The organism is Cupriavidus ulmosensis (assembly GCF_977008105.1).
Window position 1 is genome coordinate 689,045 of record NZ_CDRMWP010000001.1, and the last position, 25,301, is coordinate 714,345.

20 protein-coding genes and 1 pseudogene are annotated in these 25,301 nt (G+C 70.2%); 6 read left to right on the forward strand and 15 right to left on the reverse strand.

All coding sequences use genetic code 11. The features are described from left to right. The first annotated feature begins 89 nt into the window (after positions 1-89). From ACWTPI_RS03095 to trpS, 5 genes are all read left to right on the forward strand, one after another. Positions 90-2,498 carry an LPS-assembly protein LptD gene (locus ACWTPI_RS03095; protein WP_454730942.1) on the forward strand — a complete coding sequence of 803 codons (2,409 nt, stop codon included), beginning with the start codon at positions 90-92 and terminating at the stop codon, positions 2,496-2,498. A gap of 9 nt (positions 2,499-2,507) precedes the next feature. Further along, the gene (locus ACWTPI_RS03100) at positions 2,508-4,013 is read left to right on the forward strand and encodes a peptidylprolyl isomerase (protein WP_029044335.1); all 1,506 of its coding nucleotides are present in this window, start codon (positions 2,508-2,510) and stop codon (positions 4,011-4,013) included. Between the two features lie 17 nt (positions 4,014-4,030). Continuing rightward, positions 4,031-5,077, forward strand: coding sequence for a 4-hydroxythreonine-4-phosphate dehydrogenase PdxA (gene pdxA / locus ACWTPI_RS03105; RefSeq protein WP_454730943.1), 1,047 nt, complete (start codon positions 4,031-4,033; stop codon positions 5,075-5,077). A gap of 27 nt (positions 5,078-5,104) precedes the next feature. Then, positions 5,105-5,926 carry a 16S rRNA (adenine(1518)-N(6)/adenine(1519)-N(6))-dimethyltransferase RsmA gene (rsmA, locus tag ACWTPI_RS03110; protein WP_454730944.1) on the forward strand — a complete coding sequence of 274 codons (822 nt, stop codon included), beginning with the start codon at positions 5,105-5,107 and terminating at the stop codon, positions 5,924-5,926. A 215-nt stretch (positions 5,927-6,141) separates the two neighbouring features. Then, positions 6,142-7,164 (forward strand): tryptophan--tRNA ligase, encoded by a 1,023-nt coding sequence (gene trpS / locus ACWTPI_RS03115; protein WP_454730945.1) that lies wholly within the window; start codon positions 6,142-6,144, stop codon positions 7,162-7,164. Between the two features lie 58 nt (positions 7,165-7,222). On the opposite strand, the pseudogene ACWTPI_RS03120 reads toward trpS, so the two are convergent. The 15 genes and pseudogenes from ACWTPI_RS03120 to ACWTPI_RS03190 form a co-directional block, all read right to left on the reverse strand. Further along, positions 7,223-7,345: pseudogene (locus tag ACWTPI_RS03120) on the reverse strand (DMT family transporter); the annotation flags it as partial. A 55-nt stretch (positions 7,346-7,400) separates the two neighbouring features. Further along, positions 7,401-7,808 (reverse strand): lactoylglutathione lyase, encoded by a 408-nt coding sequence (gene gloA / locus ACWTPI_RS03125; RefSeq protein WP_029044337.1) that lies wholly within the window; start codon positions 7,806-7,808, stop codon positions 7,401-7,403. Positions 7,809-8,696: 888 nt separating this feature from the next. Continuing rightward, on the reverse strand, positions 8,697-9,581 hold the full coding sequence (locus ACWTPI_RS03130) for a M48 family metallopeptidase (protein WP_029044374.1): 885 nt from the start codon (positions 9,579-9,581) through the stop codon (positions 8,697-8,699). Beyond that, complete coding sequence (locus ACWTPI_RS03135; protein WP_020206609.1) at positions 9,578-10,330, reverse strand: lysophospholipid acyltransferase family protein; 753 nt, start codon at positions 10,328-10,330, stop codon at positions 9,578-9,580. The genes ACWTPI_RS03130 and ACWTPI_RS03135 overlap by 4 nt, the downstream gene beginning before the upstream one ends. Before the next feature lie 34 nt (positions 10,331-10,364). After that, on the reverse strand, positions 10,365-10,943 hold the full coding sequence (gmhB, locus tag ACWTPI_RS03140) for a D-glycero-beta-D-manno-heptose 1,7-bisphosphate 7-phosphatase (RefSeq protein ID WP_454730946.1): 579 nt from the start codon (positions 10,941-10,943) through the stop codon (positions 10,365-10,367). Positions 10,944-10,970: 27 nt separating this feature from the next. Next, positions 10,971-13,103 (reverse strand): glycine--tRNA ligase subunit beta, encoded by a 2,133-nt coding sequence (gene glyS / locus ACWTPI_RS03145; protein WP_454730947.1) that lies wholly within the window; start codon positions 13,101-13,103, stop codon positions 10,971-10,973. Between the two features lie 36 nt (positions 13,104-13,139). Then, a complete protein-coding gene (locus ACWTPI_RS03150; protein WP_059410496.1) occupies positions 13,140-13,787 on the reverse strand; it encodes a hypothetical protein in 648 nt (215 codons plus the stop codon). Beyond that, positions 13,784-14,722: a glycine--tRNA ligase subunit alpha gene (gene glyQ, locus ACWTPI_RS03155; protein ID WP_020424012.1), complete on the reverse strand. Its 939-nt coding sequence runs from the start codon at positions 14,720-14,722 to the stop codon at positions 13,784-13,786. Before glyQ ends, ACWTPI_RS03150 begins: the two co-directional genes overlap by 4 nt. Before the next feature lie 546 nt (positions 14,723-15,268). Beyond that, positions 15,269-16,852, reverse strand: coding sequence for an apolipoprotein N-acyltransferase (lnt, locus tag ACWTPI_RS03160; RefSeq protein ID WP_454730948.1), 1,584 nt, complete (start codon positions 16,850-16,852; stop codon positions 15,269-15,271). Next, on the reverse strand, positions 16,849-17,721 hold the full coding sequence (locus tag ACWTPI_RS03165; RefSeq protein WP_059410498.1) for an HlyC/CorC family transporter: 873 nt from the start codon (positions 17,719-17,721) through the stop codon (positions 16,849-16,851). The genes lnt and ACWTPI_RS03165 overlap by 4 nt, the downstream gene beginning before the upstream one ends. A 119-nt stretch (positions 17,722-17,840) precedes the next feature. Beyond that, a complete protein-coding gene (ybeY, locus tag ACWTPI_RS03170; protein WP_059410499.1) occupies positions 17,841-18,593 on the reverse strand; it encodes an rRNA maturation RNase YbeY in 753 nt (250 codons plus the stop codon). Positions 18,594-18,597: 4 nt separating this feature from the next. Further along, on the reverse strand, positions 18,598-19,596 hold the full coding sequence (locus tag ACWTPI_RS03175; protein ID WP_454730949.1) for a PhoH family protein: 999 nt from the start codon (positions 19,594-19,596) through the stop codon (positions 18,598-18,600). 54 nt (positions 19,597-19,650) lie between these two features. Next, positions 19,651-21,003, reverse strand: coding sequence for a tRNA (N6-isopentenyl adenosine(37)-C2)-methylthiotransferase MiaB (gene miaB / locus ACWTPI_RS03180; RefSeq protein ID WP_020206598.1), 1,353 nt, complete (start codon positions 21,001-21,003; stop codon positions 19,651-19,653). 100 nt (positions 21,004-21,103) lie between these two features. Further along, positions 21,104-21,493, reverse strand: coding sequence for a hypothetical protein (locus tag ACWTPI_RS03185; RefSeq protein WP_059410502.1), 390 nt, complete (start codon positions 21,491-21,493; stop codon positions 21,104-21,106). Positions 21,494-21,613: 120 nt separating this feature from the next. Beyond that, the gene (locus tag ACWTPI_RS03190; protein WP_454730950.1) at positions 21,614-23,302 is read right to left on the reverse strand and encodes a ClcB-like voltage-gated chloride channel protein; all 1,689 of its coding nucleotides are present in this window, start codon (positions 23,300-23,302) and stop codon (positions 21,614-21,616) included. Positions 23,303-23,650: 348 nt separating this feature from the next. Here ACWTPI_RS03190 and ACWTPI_RS03195 point away from each other — a divergent pair, with 348 nt between their 5' ends. Next, positions 23,651-25,285, forward strand: coding sequence for a DEAD/DEAH box helicase (locus tag ACWTPI_RS03195; protein WP_454730951.1), 1,635 nt, complete (start codon positions 23,651-23,653; stop codon positions 25,283-25,285). Positions 25,286-25,301 lie beyond the last annotated feature (16 nt).

Genomic DNA, 25,301 nt, shown 5'->3' on the forward strand with positions numbered 1-25,301 from the left:
GGTGGGCTTGCCTTGCCCGGAAAGCCTGCTCCGGCGGCGGCTGGCGGCCACTGGACCGCCGCCGTCGCGCTGACCCATGACCCGCTCGCATGACCGAACAACGACGATCACCGCACCAGAAGGCAAGCAAGACATCGGCGCGACTGCCCGGCAGCGCACTGCGCCCGCTCGTGTTGGCGATGGCCGGATGGTCGGTGTGCGCGCAGGCGCAGACAGCGAGTTCGGTCATTCCCGACCTGCCGGTCGCCGAGCCCGCCGCCGCGCAGGTGCCCGAGGCGCCGCCGGTCTCCGGCGAGTTGGTGCCGCGCCTGGCCGAGCCCGGCGGCCCCCAGGCCCCGCCGGCGGCGCCCGGCGAGAACCCGCCGACCTTCGTCTCGGGCGACCGCATGAACGGCTACAACCAGCGCGGCGTGGAGCTCGAGGGCAACGCCGAGCTGCGCCGCGCGGGCGGCGTGGTCAAGGGCGACAAGCTCACCTACGACCAGGACAGCGACGAGGCCTTCGTGCACGGCAACGCGCGCCTGTCGCGCGGCGGCTCGCTGGCGGTGGGCCCGGAAGCCCGGCTCAAGGTCGAGGCCAACGAAGGCTACATGCTGTCGCCGGACTATTATTTCCAGCAGACCGGCGGCTCGGGCAAGGCCGAGCGCATCGACTTCCTCGACAAGGACGTCAGCACGATCCAGCACGCCACCTATACCACCTGTTCGCCGGACAACGCGGACTGGTATTTCAGCGCGCGCACGCTCGACATCGACAACGATCGACAGGTCGGCACCGCCTACGGCGGCGTGCTGCGCTTCTTCGACGTGCCGATCATGGCCGCGCCGGTGTTCAGCTTCCCGCTCAACAGCGACCGCCACAGTGGCTTCCTGCCGCCGCTGTTCGGCTACAGTTCCTCGTCCGGCCTGGACCTGACGGCGCCGTATTACTTCAATATCGCGCCCAACCGCGACCTGACGGTCTTTCCGCGCGTGGTGAGCTCGCGCGGCTTCCAGCTCGGCAGCGACTACCGCTATATCGGCAGCGGCTACGCCGGGCGCATCCGCGCCGAGTTCCTGCCGGACGACCAGAAGACCAAGACCAACCGCTGGTCGTACTCGATCCAGCATGTGCAGACGCTCGCCCCCGGGCTGGCCGCGTATGTGAACGTGAACAAGGTGTCGGATGCCCAGTATCCGAACGACCTGAGCCGCTCGGTGGTGCAGGCTACGCAACTGCAATACAACCAGGAAGGGGGCATCACCTACAACTGGCAGGATTTCTCGCTGCTGGCGCGCGTGCAGAAGTTCCAGACGCTGCCGCCGAGCGGGCCTTCCTACGAGCGCGTGCCGCAGTTGAACGGCAAGTACATCCGCTATGACCTGGGCGGTTTCGACATCCAGGTGGAGACCGACTTCAGCCGCTTCCGCATCCCGCTGTCGGCGGGCAGCGCGCAGCAGCCCGAAGGCGACCGCCTGTTCATTCAGCCGTCGATCAGCTACCCGATCGTGCGGCCCGGCTGGTTCGTCACGCCCAAGGTGTCGTTCAACGCCACCCAGTACCAGATGGAGCCGGGCTCGATCGCGGCGGGCACGCCCAACACGCTGAACCGGAACCTGCCGACCTTCAGCGTGGACTCCGGCATGACCTTCGAGCGCGACGCGCCGACCGTGAGCCGGCTGTTCGGCGTCAACTACGTGCAGACGCTCGAGCCGCGCCTGTTCTATGTCTACACGCCGTTCCGCGACCAGAGCCTGTTCCCGCTGTTCGATACCGTGCAGTCGGACTTCGGCTACGGCCAGATCTTCAGCGAGAACCCGTTTACCGGCTACGACCGCATCGCCGACAACAACAAGATCACGGCTGGCGTGACCACGCGCCTGATCGAGGCGGGCACCGGCATCGAGCGCTTCCGCGGCACCATCGCCCAGCGCTTCGACCTGACCGGCCAGCGCGTGCAGATCGGCGGCACCGACCCGATCGGCAAGGCCGGCTACTCCGACCTGCTGGCGGCGGCCACGGTCCAGCTGTTCCGGGGCTATTATCTCGATACCGGGGTGCAGTACAACCCGGACAGCGACCGTGTGATTTATTCGAATATCGCCTTCTCGTGGCGTCCCGAGGCGCGCAAGACGTTCAATATCGGCTACCGCTACCGCCGGCCGACCTCGGTGACGGACGATACCGCCATCGACCAGCTCGAGCTGTCGAGCCAGTGGCCGCTGACCCAGCGCACCTACGGCATCGGCCGGGTCGCGTTCGACATGAGCGCGAGCCAGCTCGTCGACGCGCTCGCCGGGGTCGAATACGCGGCCGACTGCTGGGTCGGACGGGTGGTCTACCAGCGCTTCCGCAACACGACGAACGGCTACACCGGACGGATCTTCTTCCAGGTGGAGTTCCGCGGGCTGTCCAAGATCGGCTCCAATCCGCTGGATATACTGCGGCTGAACGTGCCGGGTTATGAGCCCGTCACCGCCAGTCCGGTGATTCCATCCCAGCTCGACCATTACGAATGACGGACCATGATGAAACGTCAAGAAAGCACCGCGTTGTCCCACCTGCCGTCCGGCCTGACCGGCTGGCATAGCCTGCTGCTGGCCGCGCTGCTGGCCGCTTTCGCGCTGCCTGCCGCGGCGCAGCTCAAGGCGCCCGGCGCCCAGCCGCGCGCCACCGGCATCTTCCTGCCGCAGGCGGGCGACAGCAGCGCCACTTCGCCGAGCCAGCCGCGCCTGGGCGTGACGCAGCCCGGCGCCACCGCCCAGCGCTCGCAGCTGGTGGACGAGGTGGTGGCGATCGTCGACAGCAGCGTGATCACACGGCGCGAGCTGCTGGACCGCGCCGACGAGATTGAGGGACAGCTGCGCGCCGCCAACCGGCCGGTGCCGGCGCGCGCCGACCTGCTCGGCGAGGTGCTGGAGCGCCTGGTGATGGAGCGCGTGCAGACGCAGGCCGCGCAGGACGCGGGCATCAAGGTGACCGACCAGGAAGTCGACCGCGCGGTCGAGTCGGTGGCGCAGCAGAACCGCATGAGCGTGACCGACCTGCGCTCGCAGGTCGAGCGCAGCGGCATGGCCTGGCCCAAGTACCGCGACGAGCTGCGCAAGCAGGTGCAGGTGATCCGCCTGCGCGAGCGCGAGGTCGACTCCAAGGTCCAGGTCTACGACGGCGAGATCGACAACTATCTCGCCGCGCGCGGCGGCCAGGGCGCCGCCGGCAGCGGCCCGACCGAGTACAACGTCGCCCAGATCCTGGTGCGCGTGCCGGAAGACGCCTCGGACGCCCAGAAGACCGCGCTGCGCGCCAAGGCCGAGGGCCTGCTCAAGCAGGTCCAGGGCGGCGCCGACTTCGCCCAGCTGGCGAAAGCCTCCGACTCGGCGGAAGCGGCCCAGGGCGGCGCGCTCGGCTTCCGCGAGATCGGCCGCCTGCCGGCGCTGTTCGCCAACGCCGTGCTCGACCTGCAGGTGGGCGCGGTGGCGCCGCAGGTGATCGAAAGCGCCAACGGCTTCCACGTGCTCAAGCTGGTGGCCAAGCGCACCGCGCCGGCCGCGGCGCCGAACCCGGCGGCCAGCGAGCGCATCGCCCAGACCCAGGTGCGCCACATCCTGATCCGCACCGGCCCCAACATGCCGGAAGCCGAGGCGCGCCGCCAGTTGTCCACGCTGCGCGACCGCATCACCCACGGCGGCGATTTCGCCGACGCCGCGCGCCGCTTCTCGCAGGACGGCTCCGCCTCCAACGGCGGCGACCTCGGCTGGGTCTCGCCCGGCGAGCTGGTGCCCGAGTTCGAGCAGGCCATGAGCCGGCTGCGCCCGGGCGAGGTATCCGAGCCGGTGGTCAGCCAGTTCGGCGTGCACCTGATCCAGGTCCTCGACCGCCGCGAAACCGAGATCACGCCGGAAAAGCAGCGCGATTTCGCCCGCGCCGAAGTGCGCGAGCAGAAGATCCGCGCGGCCTACGAAGACTGGCAGCGCCAACTGCGCCAGGCGGCCTACGTGGAATACCGCGTCAACCGCCAGCGTTCCGAGAATTGAGCGCGCGCGCCGCCGCCATGTCCGCACCGCTCGCGCTGGCCATCACCACCGGGGAGCCTGCCGGCATCGGCCCCGACATCACCGTGGGCGCCCTGCTGCAGATGGCCGGCGAGTACCCGCAGGCGCGCTTCCACGTGATCGGCGACGCGCGCCTGCTGGCCGAGCGCGCCGCCGCGCTCGGCGTGGCGCAGGCGTGGGCCCGCCGGCTGGCCGACGGCAGCGTGGCGAGTGAGGACATCGCGCTGTCGGTGCCGTGCCATGCCGGCCGGCTCGACGCGCGCAACGGCGACTACGTGCTGGCGCTGCTGGACCACGCCATCGACGGCTGCACGCCCGGCGCGGACGGCGCCGCGCGCTACGCCGGCATGGTCACGGCGCCGGTGCAGAAGAGCACCATCAATGACGCCGGCGTGCCGTTTACCGGCCACACCGAATACCTGGCCGAGCGCGCCGGCGTGCCGCGCGTGGTGATGATGCTGGCCGGCCCGCAGCCCGCGCACGCCAACGCCGTGCTGCGCGTGGCGCTGGCTACCACCCACCTGCCGCTGCGCGCGGTGCCCGACGCGATCGACGTGTCCATGCTGGTGCAGACGCTGGCCATCGTCGACGCCGACCTGCGCCGCCACTTCGGCATCGAGCGCCCGCGCATCCTGGTGACGGGGCTCAACCCCCACGCCGGCGAGAGCGGCCACATGGGCCACGAGGAAATCGACGTCATCATCCCCGCGCTGGCCGCGGCCGCCGACGCCGGCATCGACGCGCGCGGGCCCTATCCGGCCGACACGCTGTTCCAGCCGCGCCACCTCGACGGCGCCGACTGCGTGCTGGCGATGTACCACGATCAGGGCCTCGCGCCGCTCAAGTACGGCACCTTCGGGCACGGCGTCAACATCACGCTGGGCCTGCCCTTCATCCGCACGTCGGTCGACCACGGCACGGCGCTCGACCTGGCCGGCAGCGGCCGCGCCGAGCACGGCAGCATGATCGAGGCGATCCGCAATGCCATCGTCATGGCCGGACACGCCGGCGGCCGCCCGCGCGCCGTGCCGGCGGCAACCCGCTGAGGCCCGGCGAGAGCCGACGAGAGAGCTATGCGTTCCAACGTACATCAGGGCCACGTGGCCCGCAAACGATTCGGGCAGAACTTCCTGGTCGATGACGGCATCATCCACGGCATCGTCAGCGCCATCGACCCGCAGCCGGGCGACACCCTGGTCGAGATCGGCCCGGGCCTCGGCGCGCTGACCCAGCCGCTGCTCGAGCGCCTGCCGCGGATGCAGGTGGTGGAGCTGGACCGCGACCTGGTCGAGCGCCTGCGCCGCCGCTATGGCGAGCGCCTGACCATCCATGCCGGCGACGCGCTGGCCTTCGACTTCGGCAAGCTGCACGAGGCCGGCAAGCCGCTGCGCATCGTCGGCAACCTGCCGTACAACATCTCCAGCCCGCTGCTGTTCCACCTCGCCGCCTTCGCCGACCTCGTGCGCGACCAGCATTTCATGCTGCAGAAGGAAGTGGTGGAGCGCATGGTGGCCGAGCCCGGCAGCAAGGCCTTCGGCCGGCTGTCGATCATGCTGCAGGTGCGCTACCACATGGAGCACGTGCTGGACGTGCCGCCGGCCTCGTTCAATCCGCCGCCCAAGGTCGACTCCGCCGTGGTGCGCATGATCCCGTGGCCGCGCCAGGCCGACGGCCAGTTGCGCTCGCCGTATCCGGCCTGCGACCTGACCGTGCTCGGCGACGTGGTCGCCGCGGCGTTCTCGCAGCGGCGCAAGGTGCTGCGCAACACGCTGTCGATGCTGCGCGACCAGGTCGACTTCGACGCGCTGGGCTTCGACCTGAGCCGGCGCGCCGAGGAAGTGCCGGTGGCCGACTACGTCGGGCTGGCGCGCCAGCTCGAACTGCCCGCCGCGTGAGGCCGTTGCGATGATGCGCGCCATGCCGACCCGTATGCTCCGCGTCCGTCGCTGGCGCCGCCGCTGAAGCGAGCGGCGCGCCGTCATCGACCGGACATTCACCGACAGATCCACCGACAGATCCACCGATCCCGACTTCAGCCGCCGCAGCCCGCCCGGCAGGCGCATCGCCCCGCCGGACCGCTGCGCGGCGCCACCCCTCCCAAGGAAATGCCATGACTAGCGAAACGCAGGCGCCCCGGCGCAAGGTCATCCTCACCGGCGACCGTCCCACCGGCCAGCTCCACCTCGGCCACTACGTCGGCTCGCTCAAGAGCCGCGTGGCGCTGCAGGATTCCCACCAGCAATACCTGCTGCTGGCCGACACCCAGGCCATGACCGACAACGCGCACGATCCCGACAAGGTGCGGCGCAACGTGCTGGAGGTGGCGCTCGACTACCTGGCGGTCGGCATCGACCCGGCCAAGACCACCATCACGGTGCAGTCCTACCTGCCCGCGCTGGCCGAGCTGACGCTGCTGTACCTGAACTTCGTCACGGTGGCCCGCCTCGAGCGCAACCCGACCATCAAGGAAGAGATCCAGGCGCGCGGCTTCGGCCGCGACATCCCGGCCGGCTTCCTGTGCTACCCGGCCGCGCAGGCCGCCGACATCACCGGCTTCAAGGCCGAGGTGGTGCCGGTGGGCGAGGACCAGGCGCCGCTGATCGAGCAGACCAACGAGATCGTGCGCCGCATCAACCACCAGGTCGGGCGCGACGTGCTGCCCGAGGCCGCCGCGCTGATCCCGCGCTTCGGCCGCCTGCCCGGCGTCGACGGCAAGGCCAAGATGAGCAAGTCGCAGGGCAACGCGATCCCGCTCGCGGCCACGCCCGAGCAGATCAAGGAAGCGGTCATGCGCATGTACACCGACCCCAGCCACCTCAAGGTGTCCGATCCGGGCCAGGTGGAAGGCAACGTGGTGTTCACCTACCTCGATGCGTTCGACGAGGCCGCCGACGAAGTGGCGGAACTGAAGGCGCACTACCGCCGCGGCGGCCTCGGCGACATGGTGCTCAAGCGCCGGCTCGAAGGCGTGCTGCAGGCGCTGCTGGCGCCGATCCGCGAGCGCCGCGAAGCGCTCGCCAAGGACCCGCAGCACGTGTTCGACATCCTGCGCCACGGCACCGAGCAGGCGCGCGGCATCACCCAGCGCACGCTCGACGAAGTGCGCGACGCGCTGGGCACGTTCCGCTTCTGAGTTTTTCGGGAAGGCGCGCCGCGCCGCTTCAGGCGCGCCGGTTCACCAGCACGATGCCGGCCAGCACCAGCAGCGCCGCCACCGCCGAGCGCACGCCCGCCTGCAGCACCGCGCCCATCAGCGGCGCGGTCATCTTGATCACCACCTGCTGCAGACCCCAGACCAGGCACAGCAGCACCATCAGGCCGATCGCGGTGCCGTCCAGCGGACGGCGGCTCAGCGCCGGCGCGCCCACCTCAAGGACGCGCCGCGTCGCGCGTGGAGTGGCGCTCGATCAGCTCGATCTTGTAGCCGTCCGGGTCCTCCACGAAGGCGATCACGGTAGTGCCGCCCTTGACCGGGCCCGCCTCGCGCGTGACCTTGCCGCCAGCCGCGCGGATACGCTCGCAGGCCGCCGCGGCGTCGTCGGTCTCCAGCGCGACGTGGCCGTAGGCGGTGCCCATTTCGTACTTGTCGACGCCGTAGTTGTAGGTCAGCTCCAGCACGGCCGTCTCGGATTCCGGGCCATAGCCGACGAAGGCCAGGCGGTACTTGTATTCGGGGTTGTCGCTCTGGCGCAGCAGTTGCATGCCGAGGATGCGGGTGTAAAAGTCGATCGAGCGCTGGAGGTCGCCGACGCGGAGCATGGTGTGGAGGAGACGCATTTTTGGGGTTTGGTTGTTGGTGGGGGGGGGGGGAGGGGGGTATTTTAGACGGGATGGGGGTGGGCTTCAAAGGTGGCTGCATGACGTCAACTGCTGAACGTCAACATCAAAGTCAAAGGCTTTCGCTCCCCCGGAGCGACCTACTTTCTTTTCCCCGAAAAGAAAGTAGGCAAAGAAAGCGGGCTGCCTGGCCGGCAGGGGCAGAGCCGAACAGGGTTTCTCGGGTTGGTGGTTTCGTGGTGGAGGTGGTGGTTCTGCTGGGATTCTGCCGGTACCGGTTTTGGCGGCCACTGTCTCTCGGGTGGTGTTCGATTCGTGGTGGCGCTGCATGATGGCGTAGGCCCAGGCCCCTCAAGCTGCTGCCGCGACCGGGGCGGATGGGTACGTCATAGAAACGGTGCTGGTTTCGTGGTGGGCGCGGTGGTCCCCATTTGAGCGCAGTGCCGGACGCCTGAAAAGCAATCCCGGTTCCAGTAACCCAACGCACCCGCGCTGGGTCCACCATGCCCACCACGAAACCACGAGGGTGCTATGTCGTGGTGGCTCGCGCCGGTAACGGCAGATGCCCGAATCAGCAGTGCGTCCGCCATCATAGGTCTGACCCCGCGACCACCACCGCCAGCAAGTTCGTGGCGAGCCGAACTGGTAACGGCAGGATGCCAGCAGAACCACCGCCCCCACCACGAAACCACCAACAACCAGTAACCCTGTTCGGCTCTGCCCCTGCCGGCCAGGCAGCCCGCTTTCTTTGCCTACTTTCTTTTCGGGGAAAAGAAAGTAGGTCGCTCCGGGGGAGCGAAAGCCTTTGACTTTGACTTTGAAGTGGATTTTGACGTTAAGCCGTTGAAGTTGACTTTGAAGTTAAGCAGATCAACGTCAAACCCCCTCTCAAAAAGTCGGCAACAACTCCGGCGGATGCGCCCGCAACTGCGCCCTCGCATCCCGAAACTCGGGAAAAATCGACGCCACCGTATCCCAGAACCTGGGACTATGGTTCATCTCCTTGAGATGCGCCAGCTCATGCGCCGCCACATAGTCGATCATCGACATCGGAAAATGCATCAGCCGCCAGTTCAGCCGGATCTTGCCGTCGGCGGTGCAGCTGCCCCAGCGCGTGGCGGCGGAGGTGAGCGCGAACGCGCTGTGCCGCACGCCGAGCTTTTCGGCGTAGACGTCCAGGCGCTGGGACAGCAGGCGCCTGGCCTGATGCTGCAGCCAGCCCTGCACGCGGTCCTTGATCTGCTGCTCGTCGGCGTGCGGCGGCAGCGCGAGGTGCAGCACGCGGGTGTCGGCGTCGAACAGCAGGATGCCGGCGGGGGACTCGAGCTGCAGCGTGATGGCCTGGCCCAGGAAGGGCAGGCTGGCGCCTTCGCGCCATTGCACGGTGGGCAGCACGCGCCGGGCTTCGCGGTGCCGCCACTCGCCGAGCTTGTTGAAGATCCAGCGCTGCTTTTCGAGGATCGCGGATTCGATGTCGGCCAGCGTCACCCAGCGCGGCGCGGTGATGGACAGGCCGCGGTCGTCGACGGTGAAGCCGATGGTCCGGCGCGACGAGCGCTTGAGCGTGTAGTGCACGCTGCGTTCGCCCACCTGCAGGCGCCGGGCGTTGGGCTGCGGCAGCGGCCAGGGCTGGGCGCCGGGCAGGAGGGGCTGCGCCGGTGTGCATCCGCCCGGCGCCGCGCCGGATGCCGCGCCGTCGCCCGCGAGGGCGTCGGACAGCGGCAGCTCCATCTGGGAACCAGGGGCATCGGGGGATTGGCGCAGCAATTTCATGCGGGCTCGCGGCTCCGGTAGCTCTGGGCGTCGATTCTACGCATATCTTGCTCGATCCACGTCTCCACCTCCTGGTTGAGCTGGTCGGCGGTCTTGTTGGCCGAGGAAATCGGCGCGCCCACGGAGACCGTGATGGTGCCAGGGTACTTCATGAAGGCGTTGCGCGGCCACAGGCGGCCGGAGTTGACCGCGATCGGCACCACCCACGCGCCGGCCTCCACCGCCAGGCGCGCGCCGCCGCTCTTGTAGCGCGGCTTTTCCATGCCCGCGGGCGTGCGCGTGCCTTCCGGGAACATGATGATCCAGGCGCCCTCGGCCAGCCGCTCGCGGCCCTGGCGCACGGCCGAGGCGAACGCGCGCGTGCCTTCCTTGCGGTTGATGTGCACCATCTTGAGCATGCCCAGCGCCCAGCCGAAGAACGGCACCATCAGCAGTTCGCGCTTGAACACGAAGCACATCGGCTTGGGCATGGTGGCGACGTAGGCCACGGTCTCCCAGGCCGACTGGTGCTTGGACAGCACCACCACCGGCTTGTCGAGCACGCCGTCGAAGTTCTCGTAGCCCTCGAAGCGGTAGCGGATGCCGCAGATCAGCGTGGCGGCGGCGATCACCAGCCGCGGCCAGCCGCGCACGAAGGCGTAGCGGCGGTTGGCGCTCATGAACGGAAAGGCGATGAAGCACGCGCAGGCGTAGGGCGGCGTCAGCACCAGCAGGTACAGCGCGAACAGCAGGGAGCGGAGAAAGATCATCGGTGCGGGGAAAGGGCGAAAGGGCGCAGGGGATTCAGGAGGCGGCCAGGCGCGGGGCGCCGTCGCCGGTGAGCAGCCAGCGCGCGAACGCGCGCAGGTCATCGTGGACCAGCGTGCCGGCCGGCAGGCCGCCCTTGGCCAGGGTCTCCCGGCCCTTGCCGGTCAGCACCAAGTGCGGGGCGCAGGCCACCGCCACGCCGGCTTCGAGGTCGCGCAGCGAGTCGCCCACCAGCGACACGCCCTTGAGCTCCACGCCGAAGCGCTCGGCCAGCTGCTCCAGCATGCCGGGCTTGGGCTTGCGGCAGTCGCAGCCGTCGGCGGCGGTATGCGGGCAGAAGAACACGGCGTCGACGCGCCCGCCGAGATGGGCCAGCGCCTTGTGCATCTTTTCATGCATGGCGTTGAGCGCGCTCATCTCGAACAGGCCGCGGCCGATGCCGGACTGGTTGCTGACGATCACCACGCGGTAGCCCGCCTGGTTGAGCGAGGCGATCGCCTCCAGGCTGCCTTCGATGGCGATCCATTCGTCCGGCGTCTTGATGAACTGGTCGCTGTCGAGGTTGACCACCCCGTCGCGGTCGAGGATGACGAGCTTGGGCGGAGTCTGCGGCATGATGGCCTCCCGGTTCGGTGCGCCCGCCTACGCGGCGAGCTTGGAGATGTCGGCCACGCGGTTGGCCAGCACGTGCAGCGAGGCCAGCAGCGCGAGCCGGTTGGCGCGCAGCTGCGCGTCCTCGGCCATCACCATGACGTCGTTGAAGAAGCGGTCCACCGCGTCGCGCAACTGCGCCAGGTCGCGCAGCGCGGCGGCGAAGTCGCCGCCGGCGAAGGCGGCCTCCACCTGCGGGCGCACGCTCTCGACGGCGGCATGCAGCGCGCTCTCGGCGGCTTCCTGCAGCAGCGCGGGCTGCACCTGGCCCACCGGCTCGGTGTTCTTGCGCAGGATGTTGGTGATGCGCTTGTTGGCCGCGGCCAGCGCCTCGGCCTGCGGCAGCGCGGCGAAGGTGCGCACCGCTTCCAGGCGGGCCAGGATGTCGTCCAGGCGCCGCGGGCGCTGGCTCACCACCGCTTCCACCTCGTTGGTGGTGTAGCCCTTGTCCTTGAGGTAGCCGCGCAGGCGGTCGTAGAGGAAGTCGGCGATGGCGTCCTGCGCGGGCTTGACCGCGGCGATGCCGGCGAACGACTGCTGCGCGATCTCCAGCAGTGTGTCCAGCGCCAGCGGCAGCGGCGTCTCCACCAGCATGCGCAGGATGCCCAGCGCGTGGCGGCGCAGCGCGAACGGATCCTTCTCGCCGGTCGGCGACAGGCCGATGCCCCAGATGCCGACCAGGGTCTCGAGCTTGTCGGCCAGCGCCACGGCCAGGCTCACCGGGCCGGCCGGCAGCGCGTCGCCGGCGAAACGCGGGCGGTAGTGCTCGGAGCAGGCCAGCGCCACTTCCTCGGCCTCGCCGTCGTGGCGCGCGTAGTAGGTGCCCATCGTGCCCTGCAGCTCGGGGAACTCGCCGACCATGTCGGTCAGCAGGTCGGCCTTGGCCAGCTCGGCGCCGCGCATGGCGGCGGCCTTGTCCACGGCGATGCCGGCCGCGGCCAGCGCGTCGGCGATGTGGCCGGCGATCTGCTGCAGGCGCTGCACGCGGTCGAGCTGCGAGCCGATCTTGTTGTGGTAGACCACGCTGCCCAGTTGCGGCACGCGCGAGGCCAGGGTCTTCTTGCGGTCCTGGTCGAAGAAGAACTTGGCGTCGGCCAGGCGCGGGCGCACCACGCGCTCGTTGCCGGTGATGATGGACTGCGGCGTGTCGGTGGCCAGGTTGGAGACGATCAGGAAGCGGTTGCGCAGGTGGCCGGCGGCGTCGGTCAGCGCGAAGTACTTCTGGTTGGTCTGCATGGTCAGGATCAGGCATTCCTGCGGCACTTCGAGGAAGGCTTCCTCGAAATGGCAGGCGTAGACCACCGGCCATTCCACCAGCGAGTTGACTTCGTCGAGCAGCGCGTCGGGCATGATGACGCGGTCGTCGCCGGCCTGTTCCAGCAGCGCGGCGCGGATGCGCTCGCGGCGCGCGGCGTAGCTGGCCAGCACGCGGCCCCGGCTTTCCAGCACGGCGGCGTATTCGCCGGCGTGGGCGATCTCGATCGCGCCGTCGGACAGGAAGCGGTGGCCCTGCGTGGTGCGGCCGGCCTGCAGGCCGAGCGCCGTCACCGGCACGACTTCGGCGCCCAGCAGCGCGATCAGGCGGTGCGCGGGGCGCACGAAGTGCACGGTGCTGCCGTCCGGGCGCTGGTAGCTCATCACCTTGGGGATGGGCAGCTTGGCGATGGTGTCGTCGAGCGCCGCCTGCAGGCCCGCGACCAGCTCGGCGCCGCGCGCGGTGTAGCGGTGGAAGAAGGCGTCGGCCTTGCCGTCGGAGGCGCGCTCCAGGCTGCGCCAGTCGATCGATTCCACGCCCACCGACCTGGCCAGCGCGGCCAGCTTCTTGGCCAGCGGCGGGGTCGGCTCGCCGTTGGCGTCGAGCGCCACCGACAGCGGCAGCACCTTCTCGCGCTGCTCGCGGTCGGGCGCGTTGCGGCGCACGCGGGTCACTTGCGCGGCCAGGCGGCGCGGCGTGGCGAACGCGGTCACGGCCGCGCCGTCACCCAGCAGGCCCTGCGCCGAGAGGCCGGCGAACAGGCCCTGCGCGAAGGCTTCGCCCAGGCGCGCCAGCGCCTTGGGCGGCAGCTCTTCGGTGAACAGCTCGATCAGCAGCGTATCGTTCGAATCGGTCAGGAGTTGCGACATGAATCGTTTCCAGCAAGTTGGGGCACGCGCTGCGCGTCAGCAGCGCGGTGCGGTAGTGGGTTCTACGCCGGACAGCAGCCACAGGCCGTTCTGCTGGCGGAATTGCAGCGTGGTCGCCACGCACTGCGTGTCCGCGCCGGCGGGGCTGCTGCCGCGCGCGCCGGACGCGCCCGCGCCCGGGCGCGGCGCGAAGAAGCGCGCGTCGAGCCGGCGCAGGCGCCGGTCGTAGCGGATCTCGTCGATGCGGCCGCTGACCCAGAAATCGATCCGGGGCGGCAGTTGCGCAGCGGAATAATAGGTCTTGACCAGGCGCTTCACGCGGCCGTTGACGGTCTGTGTCTCGGTCCAGGTCAGCGGGTAGCGGATCGCGCTCTCGTAGGCGCGCAGCGGCACGCGGTGCCAGCCCAGGTCCTTGGAGCCGGACAGGTCGCACGAGAACGTGCGCACCAGTTGGGTCCACTGGTCGAGCGCGTTGTTGGGGCCGAACGCACCATGCCAGTGCCGGTCGATGGCCTGCTGCAGCGCCTGCGGGTTGGCCTCGCACACGTTGGACAGGTCGGCCGGCAGGTACAGCGCCTGCGGGCTGGGCACGGGCACGGTGGCGCCGGCCGCGCCGCGCGCGGCCAGGGCCAGCACCGCCAGGGCAGCGCCCCGGCGCCAGGCGCCGCGCGCGGCGCGCGTCATGCGGCGGCCTCGCGGTCGCACATCGGGAAGCCCAGCGCCTCGCGCGATTCGTAGTAGGCCTGCGCGACCGAGCGCGACAGGTTGCGGATGCGGCCGATGTAGGCGGCGCGCTCGGTGACGGAGATGGCGCCGCGCGCGTCCAGCAGGTTGAAGGTGTGCGCGGCCTTGAGCAGCTGCTCGTAGGCGGGCAGCGGCAGGCGCCTGGCGGCCTCGGCTTCCTGTCCTTCGGCGGCGCCCATCAGGCGCTTGGCCTCGGCTTCGTGCTCGGCGAAATGGCGGAACAGGATCTCGGTGTTGCTCTGCTCGAAGTTGTAGGTGGACTGCTCCACCTCGTTCTGGTGGTACACGTCGCCGTAGGTCAGGCGGCGGGTCTTGCCGTTCTCTTCCCACTCGGTCCAGACCAAGTCGTAGACGTTCTCGACCTTCTGCAGGTACATCGCCAGCCGCTCGATGCCGTAGGTGATCTCGCCGGTGATCGGCTTGCAGTCGATGCCGCCGACCTGCTGGAAGTAGGTGAACTGGGTCACTTCCATGCCGTTGAGCCAGACTTCCCAGCCCAGGCCCCAGGCGCCCAGCGTGGGGTTCTCCCAGTCGTCCTCGACGAAGCGGATGTCGTTCTGCTTGAGGTCCAGGCCTAGCGCCTCGAGCGAGCCCAGGTACAGCTCCAGGATGTTCTCGGGCGCCGGCTTGAGCACCACCTGGTACTGGTAGTAGTGCTGCAGGCGGTTGGGGTTCTCGCCGTAGCGGCCGTCCTTGGGGCGGCGCGACGGCTGCACGTAGGCGGCGCGCCACGGCTCCGGCCCGATCGCGCGCAGGAAGGTGTGCACGTGCGAGGTTCCGGCGCCGACCTCCAGATCGATGGGTTGCAAGAGTGCGCAGCCCTGCCGGTCCCAGTAGGACTGCAGGGTGAGGATCATTTGTTGGAAGGTCAGCATAGGCGAAGACGGCAAAGACGACGGCGAAGACAAGTAGGGGCCCGCATGGGGTGCTCGATCATGCAGGGCCGGCAGGCGAGGGCGCCGCCGCGGCGGCAAAAGTCGCCAGAAGTCGCCGGGGCGTCGCACGGAGTTCGTGCCAAACCCTGAATTCTATCGGTTTTTTCCGCCAGGCCCGTCATCGGCACGGCCCTTGCATGTCATGGCGCGCTGGCGGGGCGTTTCGGGTGGCATCGGGGCGCTGTCGGGGGCGCTGTCGGCGCTCCGCAACGAATCGGGTAAACACCGAAGCCCCCTAAAGTCCCTGCCGATACTTGTCGATAGCGTTTTTGTATACAGTATTAGGCAGAGCCGCGCGCAGCGTCGTCATTGCTGCCGCAGCGGCCGAACCATCCGAATTCATCCACACGGACACCCAAACGGGGACACTGGTCATGTCGCTTCTTTCTCGCAAGCCCTATCTCGTCGCCATCGCCGTGATGATCGCCGCCGCGCTGCTGTCCGCCGTGGCGGGCGTCTCGGCCTAGCCCGGCCCGGGCCCGCTGCCTAGCCGCGCGCGCGCCGCCGCCAGGCGGCGGCCAGCACCAGCACGCAGCCCGCCAGCGCCGGCACGTTGCCCCAGCGCACGAACGGCGTGAAGCCCTGCGTGCCCTGCACGGTGGCCGTCAGCGTGCCGACCGTGAAGGTGGGCAGGCGCGCGCTCACCACGCCGTCGGGCGCGACCACGGCGGTCATGCCGGTGTTGGTCGAGCGCAGCATCGGCCGGCGCGTCTCCAGCGCGCGCATGCGCGAGATCTGCAGATGCTGGTCCAGCGCGATGGTGTCGCCGAACCACGCCAGGTTGGTCACGTTGGCCAGGATGTTGGCCGGCACCGGCTGGCTGCGCAGGGTCTCGGCGATTTCCTCGCCGAACAGATCCTCGTAGCAGATGTTGGGCGCCACCATGATGCCGCGCACCGGCAGCGGCGCCTGGTCCAGCCCGCCGCGGCGGAAATCCCCGAGCGGCATCTTCATCATGTCGACGAACCAGTGGAAGCCGAACGGGATGAACTCGCCGAACGGCACCAGGTGGTGCTTGTTGTAGCGGTAGAGCTGCTGCGTCAGCGGGCCCAGGCCGAACACGCTGTTGGTGAAGTCCACCGGCGAGTCCGCGCCGGCCGCGCCGAACAACACGGTGGTGCCGCTGGCCGCGCTGAAGTCGCGCACGGCGATGGCGATGTCCACCGGCAGGTCCTGCAGGATGACCGGGAACGCGGTTTCCGGCGTGACCACGAGGTCGGCCGGCGTGGCCGTGATCAGGTCGCGGTACAGCTCCAGCGAGCGCTGCACGCCGGCCGGCTCGAACTTGATGTCCTGCGCCACGTTGCCTTGCAGCAGCCGCACCGAGATGGGCTTGCCGGCCGGCGTGGTCCAGGCCAGCGGCGCCAGCGCCGCGCCGGCCAGCGGCAGCGCCGCGGCGACCGCCAGCGCGAGCCAGCCTCCGCGCCGGCCATCGCGCCGGTCGTTGCGGGCAAAGCCGCGCACCGCCGCCACCAGCAGCGCGGCCACGGCGCCGGCCAGCGCGCCGATGCCGTACACGCCGACCAGCGGCGCGAAGCCGGCCAGCGGACCGTCGCTGTGGGCATAGCCGCTGGCCAGCCACGGGAAGCCGGTAAACACCACGCCGCGCAGCCATTCCGACAGGCCCCACGTGGCGCCGAAGGCCAGCGGCATCAGCAGCGCCGAAGCCCGCGCGCGCGCGCCCAGCCAGTGCCAGGCCGCGGCGGCCAGCGCCGGGTAGAGCGAGAGATAGGCGGCGAACAGCAGCACGGCCAGGAGCGCCATCCAGGCCGGCATCTCGCCGTAGACGTGCATGCTGATATAGAGCCACCACACGCCGGACAGGAACCAGCCCAGGCCGAAGGCGTAGCCGGTGGCGGCGGCGCCGCGCGCGCGCGGCGCGTCGGCGACCAGCGCCACCAGCCCGGCCAGCGACAGCAGCTGCAGCCACCACCAGGTGTGGGGCGCGTAGGCCTGGGTGTGGGCCACGCCGAGCACCGCGGCCAGCAGCAGGCGCGGCAGGCCGGCGCCGCGCGCGCGTTCGCGCCCGGCTGCGGCCGCACCGGTCCGGTCCGGGAACGGGCTCCTCATGCGCCGTCCAGGCCGGACGGCACGGCGGGCGCCTCGCGGCGCACCAGCAGCAGGTGTACCTGGCGCGCGTCGGCGCGCAGGACCTCGAAGCGCACCGGCGGCAGCACCACCACCTCGCCGCGGTGCGGGACGTGGCCGAGGTGGTTGCTCAGCAGGCCGCCCACGGTGTCCACGTCCTGGTCGGAGAAGTGGGTGCCGAAGACTTCGTTGAACTGCTCGATCTCGGTCAGGCCGTGCACGCGCCAGCCGCCGTCGGGCAGTTGCACGATGTTGTCGTGGTCCTCGTCGAGGTCGAACTCGTCCTCGATGTCGCCCACGATCTGCTCCAGCACGTCCTCGATCGTGACCAGCCCGGCGACGCCGCCGTACTCGTCCACCACCATCGCGATGTGGTTGCGGTTGATGCGGAACTCGCGCAGCAGGATGTTCAGGCGCTTGGATTCGGGGATGAAGACCGCCGGGCGCAGGGTCTCGCGCAGGTCGAACTGTTCGTCCGTGTAGTAGCGCAGCAGGTCCTTGGCCAGCAGGATGCCGATGACGTTGTCGCGGCTGCCCTCGTAGACGGGAAAGCGCGAGTGCGCGGTCTGCCGCATGAAGGGGATGAAGCTGTCCGGCGCGTCGGCGATGTTGACCATGTCCATCTGGCCGCGCGGCACCATGATGTCGCGCGCGGTCAGCTCGGAGACCTGGAACACGCCCTCGATCATGGAGAGGGAGTCGGCGTCGATCAGGTTGCGGGCGTGCGCATCCTGCAGCACCGCAAGCAGTTCAACGCGGGATTCGGGCTCGGGGGAGATGAAATCCGAGAGCCGTTCGAGCAGGGATCGGGGTCGGTCGACTGGCTTCGAACTGGGATAAGGGTCGTTCATGGCGCGGCGAGCGCGTGGTGGAGATCGGTCAAAGGATACACCAAAAGAGTTTGCGTTCCGTGACAGCGCAAGGCCGTGCGGCGCGGGCGCCGCACCGCGCGGCCCCGGGCGCGGCGGGCTCAGGCGGCCTTGCCGCGCACGAGGTAGGGATCGGCGAAACCGAGCGCCTGCAGGGTCTCGGTCTCGATCGCCTCCATCTCCTCGGCCTCGGCGTCGTCCTCGTGCTCGTAGCCCTGCGCGTGCAGCACGCCGTGCACGATCAGGTGGGCATAGTGCGCCTCGAGCGGCTTTTTCTGCTCGCGCGCTTCGCGCTCCACCACCGGGCAGCACAGCACGATGTCGCCGCTGACCGGATCGGACTCGTGCTCGGCGTAGGCAAAGGTCAGCACATTGGTGGCGTAGTCCTTGCCGCGGTAGCTGCGGTTCAGGCCGCGGCCTTCTTCCTCGCCGACGAAGCGCACGGTCAGCGCGGCGTCGGCGTACAGCGCCGATTTCACCCAGGTCTGCACCTTGCGCTGCGTGGGCAGGCCGCGGCGGCCCCGCATGCCGTTGCCGTACTGTAGCGCGAGGTCGAGTTCGGGCGGCGTGGCGGGCGTGCCCGTGGTGGTGACCAGCGGGGTGGCGGTGACGGCCACCGAGAGCGCGTCGTGGTTGTCCGGGCGCACCAGCAGGCCGGCCTGCTGGCGGTCGTCGGTGTGCTCGGCCAGCAGCGCGAGCACGCCGTCGGCGGCCTGCGACAGGTCCACGGTGAGGCTGCGGCCGTCGGCCAGCTGCACGCGCAGCGCATGCGCCTGGGTCTTGCGCGCGCGCCCGTCGGCGTCGAACAGGATCAGGCTGGCGGCGGCGTTCTTGATATTGGTGTTTACGGTCATTCGGTCAGGCATCCCGGTGCTGGGCATGGTATTCGTCGTAGGCATCCACGATGCGCGCCACCAGCGGATGGCGCACCACGTCGATGCTGGTAAAGCGCGTCATGGCCACGCCGCGCACGTCGCGCAGCACGTGCTGCGCCTCCACCAGGCCGCTTTTCTGGCCGCGCGGCAGGTCGATCTGCGTGGTGTCGCCGGTGATCACCGCCCTGGAGCCGAAGCCGATGCGCGTGAGGAACATCTTCATCTGCTCCGGCGTGGTGTTCTGCGCTTCGTCGAGGATGATGAAGGCATGGTTGAGCGTGCGCCCGCGCATGTAGGCCAGCGGCGCGATCTCGATCATCTGGCGCTCGAACATCTTCTGCGTGCGGTCGAAGCCGAGCAGGTCGTAGAGCGCGTCGTAGAGCGGGCGCAGGTAGGGGTCGACCTTCTGCGCCAGGTCGCCGGGCAGGAAGCCCAGGCGCTCGCCGGCCTCCACCGCCGGGCGCGTGAGCACGATGCGCTTGACCGCGTCGCGCTCGAGCGCGTCCACCGCGCAGGCCACCGCCAGGTAGGTCTTGCCGGTGCCGGCCGGGCCGATGCCCAGCGTCAGGTCGTGGGCCAGGATGTTGCGCAGGTAGTCGCGCTGCATCGGCGTGCGGCCCTGCAGCCCGGTGCGGCGCGTGTGCAGCACCGGCGAGCTGTCCTCGCCCGTGCCGGCCTCGGCGGCATCGGCGCCCTCGGGCACGTAGCCGCCGTGCGCGGCCGACTGGCGCGCCTCCACCAGGCCGAGCTGCACGTCGTCGATCGACAGCGCGCCGCGCGCCTGGTTGTAGAAGCGCTCGAGCGCCGCGGCGGCCTCGCGCGCGTAGGCGCCGCGCACCGTCATGCGGTGGCCGCGGCGCTGGATGGTGACGTCGAGCGCCTGCTCGATCTGGCGCAGGTTCTCGTCCAGCGGCCCACACAGGTTCTGCAGGCGGGTGTTGTCGTCCTTGGGAGCGACGAATTCGGCTGAGGGGATCTTCATCTGGGCGGTCTTGTTCTTGTCGTTCCGGTCTGCATGGGCGCGGTTCGCGCGGCGCTACTGGCGCACCACGATCTCGCCGCGCAGCGAGTGCGGGAAGGCCTCGGTGATCGCCACCTCCACCATCTCGCCCACCAGGCGGTCGCGGCCGGCCTGCGGCACGCCGGGCAGCGCGAAGTTCACCACGCGGTTGTTCTCGGTGCGGCCGTGCAGCTCGGTCGGGTCCTTGCGCGCCGGGCCTTCGACCAGGATGCGCTGCACCGTGCCGACCATGCCGCGGCTGATGCGCTGCACGTTTTCCTCGATGGTGGCCTGCAGGTGCTGCAGGCGCCTGAGCTTGACCTCGTGCGGCGTGTCGTCGGACAGGCTGGCCGCCGGCGTGCCGGGGCGCGGGCTGAAGATGAACGAGAACGAGGTGTCGTAGCCGATCTCCTCGATCATCGCCATCAGCTTGTCGAAGTCGGCATCGGTCTCGCCGGGGAAGCCGACGATGAAGTCCGACGACAGCGACATGTCCGGGCGGATCGCACGCAACTTGCGGATGATGCTCTTGTACTCCAGCACGCTGTAGCCGCGCTTCATCGCCATCAGGATGCGGTCCGAGGCATGCTGCACCGGCAGGTGCAGGTGGTTGACCAGCTTCGGGCAGCGCGCGTACATCTCGATCAGGCGCGGCGTGAATTCCTTCGGGTGGCTGGTGGTGTAGCGGATGCGCTCGATGCCGGGGATCTCGGCCACGTACTCGATCAGCAGCGCGAAGTCGGCGATCTCGCTGGTGCCGCCCATCGCGCCGCGGTAGGCGTTGACGTTCTGGCCCAGCAGCGTGACCTCGCGCACGCCCTGCCCGGCCAGGCCGGCGATCTCCGCCAGCACGTCCTCGAACGGGCGCGAGACTTCCTCGCCGCGCGTGTAGGGCACCACGCAGTAGCTGCAATACTTGGAGCAGCCTTCCATGATCGAGACGAACGCGCTCGGGCCTTCCACGCGCGCCGGCGGCAGGTGGTCGAACTTCTCGATCTCGGGGAACGAGATGTCCACCTGCGAGCGGCCGGTCTGGCGGCGGCGGTTGATCATCTCGGGCAGGCGGTGCAGCGTCTGCGGGCCGAACACCACGTCCACGTAGGGCGCGCGCTGCACGATGGCCGCGCCTTCCTGGCTGGCCACGCAGCCGCCCACGCCGATCACCAGTTCGGGCTTGAGCGCCTTGAGCGCCTTCATGCGGCCCAGCTCCGAGAACACCTTCTCCTGCGCCTTCTCGCGCACCGAGCAGGTGTTGAAGAGGATCACGTCGGCGTCCTCGGGGTTGTCGGTCTTCTCCAGGCCGTCGGTGGCGTGGAGCACGTCTACCATCTTGTCCGAGTCGTACTCGTTCATCTGGCAGCCGTAGGTCTTGATGAATACTTTCTTCATGGTGCCGGTCTCAGTGGTTTACCTGGGGGCATCAGGGTTTGGGGGACGAATGCGGTCGTGGCCGCGGATTGCAGCCACGAATGGCAGCCACGGACGGCGGTCACTGCGCCGTCTTCTCCTTCTGCTCCTGCTCGCTCAGCACCCACGCCGTCAGCAACTGGCCGTAGAGATCGAGCCTGAAGCGCACCGGCAGCTTCTGGCCGGCCACCGCGGCGACCGGCAGCAACTGGTTGTCGGTGCCGAACAGCCGCAGCCCCGGCGCCACGCCCACGGCCTTGCCGTCGAGCGTGGCCGACAGCGGCGCGCTGGCCGACGGCGTGGCCAGCACCAGCTGCGCGCGCGCCGCGTCGGCGGGAATCACGCGCAGCGGCACCTGCGCCAGCGCGCCGGCCGGCAACAGGGCGGCGCCCGCCGCAAGCGTGGCCAGCGTGGCGGCAAGCAGACAGGCGCGGATGGTCGGCGCGCGGCGCGCGGCGCGGTTGGCTGGCATGGGGGCTCCGGCGAGAGGTTCGGGAACGGTTCGGAACAGCCTCGGCAAGGCTTCGGCAAGCAAAGGGCAACCCGCCATTCTACCCGCTCGCGCCATCCCTGGCGCCCCGCGGGCCCGCCGCTAGAACAAGCTGGATGCCTCTTGCAGCACACGCTGCTTCGACACCGTGCCCATCAGCTCGCGCCCGGCCGCGTCGCGCACCAGCGGGATGCGGTTGAGCGCGTGGTGGGTAAACAGCTGCAGCGCGTCGGGCAGGTGCGACTCCGGCGTCAGCGTGGGGAAGTCGCGCTCGCACAGCGCCGCCAGCGCCGCGCCCGGCTGCTCGCGCAGCGCGCGCTGCACGGCGTGGATCGACAGCGCGCCGAGCAGGCGGCCCTCGGGGCACACCACGTACAGATAGCGCGTGCCGGTCTCGGCGAACTTGTCGCTGGCCTGCGCGAGCGTGGCGTCGGGGCCGATGATGGTGTCGGTCGGGTCGCACAGCCCGGCCAGCGTCAGGGCGCGCGCGCGCTCGGCCGCGGCCGAGGCCTGGGTGCGCTCGGCCACCACGCTGTAGAGCGACAGCGTCTGGCAGCGCGAGGCGGTGTAGTACGCCGCCGCCGCGCCGATCATGCCCGGCAGCAGCAGCGCCGGCGCCAGCGTCATCTCGAACACCATCAGCACCGACATCAGCGGCGCCTGGCTGGTGGCGGCCAGGAAGGCGGCCATGCCCACCAGCGGCAGCAGCGGCGCGCCGGCGCCGCCCGGCACGGCCGGCGCCAGCAACTGGCCCAGCGCCGCGCCCACGAACAGCGACGGCGTGAACACCCCGCCCACCGCGCCCGAGCCCATGCTCAGCACCGTGGCCGCCAGCTTGGCCAGCAGCACCGCCGCCAGCGGCACGCTCAGCGCATGCGCCTGCAGGATCGACTGGATGGTGTAGTAGCCGTTGCCCACCACCTCCGGCACCCGCATCGCCAGCACGCCCACCAGCGCGCCGCCCAGCGCCAGGCGCGGCACCAGCCCGCCGGGCACGTGCGAGAAGGCGGCCCTGGCCAGGCCCGAGGCGCGCATGAAGCCGGCGCCGGCCACGCCCGCGAGCACGCCCAGCAGCGCGGCGGCCAGCAGCATCGGCGGGTGCAGCAGGTCCGACGGCACGCTCAGCCCCGGGTAGAGCGGCTGCAGGCCGCCGTGCAGCTGGCTGACCACGGTGCCGGCCACCGAGGCCAGGAACAGCGGCATCAGCCGCTGCACCGCCACCGCGCCGAACACCACCTCGGCGACGAACACCGCCGCCGAGAGCGGCGTGTGATAGACCGAGGCCAGCCCGGCCGCGGCGGCGCAGGCGGTGAGCATGCGCCGCAGGTTGGTGTCGCCGTCCGGCCCCGGGCGCCCGCGCGCCGACGGAAACACCGAGCCGCACAGCGCGGCGAGCTGGATCATGGCGCCTTCCTTGCCGACCGAGCTGCCGGTGACGATCGAGCAGAACGAGGACAGCGCGCGCAGCAGCGTGATGCGCACCGGCAGGCGTCCGGTGCCGCTGGCCACCGCTTCCATATAGTCGGACACGCCGGGCTGGGCCGCGTTGAGGCGCGCGGCGGCGCTCAGCAGCAGGCCCGCCACCACGCCGCCGAGCGTCGGGATCGCCACGCGCCAGGCCAGCGCCAGCCCGGCGAACACGGTGACGATGTCGGCGCGCGTGCCGAACATGGCCAGCCCGCTGGCGTCCAGCGCCTCCTTGAACAGGGTGGTGACGATGGCGGCGGCGATCCCCACCGGGATGGCGGTGAAAAGGGTGACTTCCTGGTCTTCGATGAATCGGAACCGCATCGTGTCTGCATCCGGGGGCGAGGGGGGATGCGCCGCCGCCCGCCCGCGCCGCGGCCACGGGCCAGGCGGGGCAAGGCTTGGCTGGCAGCATCATAGCGCAGGGGGCGGCGCTTTTTTTCGGGGTTTGCCCGCCGGGCCGCGGCGGGCGGCGGCGCCGGGATCTTGCCGCAAACGAGGTTGGCCCCTGCGCGCGGACGCCAGGCTGTTACACTAGCGGTCTTTCCTCCAAAGAAGCGGGGGCAGTCGCCTCGCTTCGCCGGCCGTGTTGGCCGGTTTTCGGTTTTCTCACTCACGTCGCCCCCGCGATTGGCGCACCGCGTGCGCAAAGGGCGGCCGAAGCGTCAATTCATGTCTTTTTCCGAACTTGGCTTGTCCGACAAGCTCCTGCGTGCAGTGGCCGAACAGGGCTATACCACGCCGACCCCGATTCAAGCGCAGGCCATCCCCGCCATCCTCAAGGGCGGCGACCTGCTCGCCGGCGCGCAGACCGGCACCGGCAAGACGGCCGGCTTCACGCTGCCGCTGCTGCAACTGCTGTCCGAATCCCCGGCCAGCCGCGAACCCGCGCGCGGCCAGCGCCTGCCGGTGCGCGCCCTGGTCCTCACGCCCACCCGCGAACTGGCGGCGCAGGTCGAGGAAAGCGTGCGCAACTACGGCAAGTACCTCAAGCTGCGCTCGATGGTGATGTTCGGCGGCGTCGGCATCAACCCGCAGATCGAGCAGCTCAAGCGCGGCGTCGACATCGTGGTGGCCACGCCTGGCCGCCTGCTGGACCACCTGTCCCAGCGCACCATCGATCTCTCGCACGTGGAAATCCTGGTGCTGGACGAAGCCGACCGCATGCTCGACATGGGCTTCATCCACGACATCCGCAAGATCCTCAACGTGCTGCCGCCGAAGCGCCAGAACCTGCTGTTCTCGGCCACCTTCTCGGACGAGATCCGCGGCCTGGCCGACCGGCTGCTCGACAACCCCGCCTCGATCGAGGTGGCGCGCCGCAACACTACGGCCGAAACGGTGGCGCAGCGCGTCTACCCGGTGGACCGCGAGCGCAAGCGCGAACTGCTGGCCCATCTCGTGCGCGAGAACGACTGGCACCAGGTGCTGGTGTTTACGCGCACCAAGCATGGCGCCAACCGCCTGGCCGAGCAGCTCGACAAGGACGGCCTGTCGGCGCTGGCGATCCACGGCAACAAGAGCCAGTCCGCGCGCACGCGCGCGCTGACCGAGTTCAAGGCCGGCACGCTGCGTCTGCTGGTGGCCACCGACATCGCCGCGCGCGGCATCGACATCGACCAGCTTCCCCACGTGGTCAACTATGACCTGCCCAACGTGCCCGAAGACTACGTGCACCGGATCGGCCGCACCGGCCGCGCCGGCGCCGAGGGCGAGGCTATTTCGCTGGTGTGCGTGGACGAGGCCGGCCTGCTGCGCGACATCGAGCGCCTGATCAAGCGCCAGATCGAAAAGACCGTGCTGCCGGGCTTCGAGGTCGATCCGTCGATCCCGCCCGAACCGATCCAGAAGGGCCGGCAGGCCCGCGGCCAGGGCAATGGCGGTGGTGGCGGTGGTGGCGGCCGTGGCCGCGCCCCGGCCCCCGCGGGCGGCGGCCAGCCGCGCGCGCGCGCGCCCGAAGGCGGCGAGCGCCAGCAGCGTCCGGCCCGCGCGCCGCAAGGCCGCGGCACCGCCGCGCCGGCCGGCGCCGAAGGCCAGCGCCGCGCGCCGCAGCCGCAGGGCCAGCGTCCCGCGCAGGGCGGCGGCCGTCCGGCGCAGGCCGGCCAGGGCGCGCCGCGCAACGGCCAGGCCAACGGCAACCGCGCCGCCGGCAATGGCAATGGTGGTGGTAACGGCAACGGCGGTGGCCGCGGCGGCAACGGTGGCGGCGACGTCAACGGCAACGTCGCGCAGCCGCGCGGCGGCCAGGGCCGCCGTCCGGCGCCGCAAGCCGCGCTGCTGGGCGGCCAGCGCAAGACCGGCCGCTGATTCCCCCACGGCGGCC